Origin of the sequence: Thermincola ferriacetica (genome assembly GCF_001263415.1) — a bacterium.
Lineage (GTDB): Bacteria > Bacillota > Thermincolia > Thermincolales > Thermincolaceae > Thermincola > Thermincola ferriacetica.
Genome location: NZ_LGTE01000053.1, coordinates 1 through 1,979 on the forward strand (window position 1 = coordinate 1; position 1,979 = coordinate 1,979).

Here is a 1,979-nt window from a genome sequence, read left to right on the forward strand (position 1 = left end):
CTATACTGGTGACGGCTATATCGGTGACATGGGATTTGATCAATACCCGCCGGGTGTTATTCTGCCAGTTGATGTCTTTGAGAGTAGGTTCCTGGGGCCAGATCTTGGCCTCGATTAAACTGTTTTGCCCCATTTTTTGGCCATGCCAGGTAAAAGGTAGAGTTATTGTTTCGCCGGGTTTTAAAGCTACCGTCCGTTCATGGATGCCGGATACAGGCCAGCCGTTATGGGTTAACCCCAGTTTTACTTCTACCGGGCCGGGGAAGTTTGCCTTTAATCCGTAAGTTACCGTGCCGTGGTATTCACGTCCGGGTTCAGTTAGTGCAGTCCCTGGGTTAATATTGGCCACATACGCATCAGGCAGCGGTTTAACGGTTAATGGAACGGTAAGCCGGTTATCAGCGTAAACGAGGCCCGTATCTCCCTCGTACAGGTACCTGAAGCCCGGCCAGTCATTGACCCCGACCGTCAGGCTTTTTGATTGGGGTTGGGCAGTCCAGTCAAACTGGGCAACTATCTCTGCCCTGTTAGCATTAAAAGTAACGGTTTGGTACTTATAGCCCACCGGCGCACCCCAGGGAAAAGCGCTTATTAACCCGCCTATGGAACCGCGCCCTGATTTATATTTTAAAACAGCTTTGTGATGGGTTTGGTCAATCTGGTGGGCGGCTCCAATAAAGATGGGTAGCTTCGGCGGCGGCCTCTTAATCCATTCGTTTTCCGCAGCAATACCGAAGGTCACCGTGGCGGTGTACCTGGTGAAGGGTTCGGCGGTGTAAACCGTTGCACCCGTTGTAGGATCCGTTTCTACCGGAGTGCCGGGGTCGAAGTCTTTTACGTACAGGTTCGGTACCCAATCTACAAATACACTTTCCGGCGCTATTGGGATGGTCCGGTACAAAATACCCTGTCCGTCGTGCTCATCGTGCCAGGCGATACCCCACCCCCAGCCCCAGAAGGTGGGCGGCTGCAGCACGTGTACGTACTGTTCCCAGGGTACTGTCTCATCCCCACGGAATTCATCCCCGTGCATTAATTTTAAACCCCACCAGATGTTTTGCCGCCATTCGGGTTTGGGTTCAAAATATGGAACATGTACAATTTTTTCTCCACGAATGTTGTTCCAATCTATAACATTAGGATTTGTCCAAGGGTGAGAAATCCATTTATTATCATCCAGATATTTGTTTTTTGGCTGTACATCGTTAGGCCAATTTAAATTTGGGATATGCTCGCCAAACCTGTTATACCCCGAATACCGATATTCTCCATTTTGGGGTTTTTCCCCGGGTCTTCCGTGCGGTGAGCCGTAAAAGAGCAGATGGGTGTTATTAAATTCCGGGTAGACCTCAATGTTCAAAAACCTTTGGTTCTCCGGAATGGCTTTTGTTTGCGGATTATCAACAAAATATTCTATGGGGATACTGCCTGCCACCTTTAGAAACTTATTATCGTCAATTTTTGCTTCGGTTATTGTTAAAGGTGCTTTTACCGGTGGGACATATTTTTCTGTGTTTCCCCAGGTCAGTCCGGCAAAACCAAACATAGCCACTAATACCATGAATAAAACCAGGTTTCTTTGGCCAATTTGCAACCTATTTCACCCCCGGCTGCCACACTGTGATTTGAATAACAAAATCACCTGAATTTGAAGCAACATATACCTTTTGGTCATTGAAAATCCACCATTTTGCAGGCACTTCCGACCATTCGTCCTTTTTCTGACGTATGTATTCTGTTACTTCTTTAGCCGGCCCAGGTCCGAATTTACTGGCCAAAATCTTATAAACATCATTAAATTGAGGTTCCAGCTCTTTACCAAGTGTTACAGTAAGATTAATATCAACCTTATTAGGATTATTGTCCGGGGGATCTATTTCAACAATTACGTCCGTCCCCTCCGGAATCGTATACCCATTATTCACCGTGATCTTCACGGTTCTGGTCTTGGCAAGCCACTCCACCGTGGCGCCCCGGCT

General features: G+C 47.5%; 1 protein-coding gene and 1 pseudogene. Both read right to left on the reverse strand.

The genetic code is table 11. The annotated features are described in order from the left end of the window. A partial coding sequence (locus tag Tfer_RS15590; protein ID WP_427916572.1) for an Athe_2463 domain-containing protein occupies nt 1-1,594 on the reverse strand: 1,594 nt, incomplete at its 3' end. Nucleotide 1,595: 1 nt separating this feature from the next. Beyond that, nucleotides 1,596-1,979, reverse strand: a pseudogene (locus Tfer_RS16680) (copper amine oxidase N-terminal domain-containing protein); the annotation flags it as partial.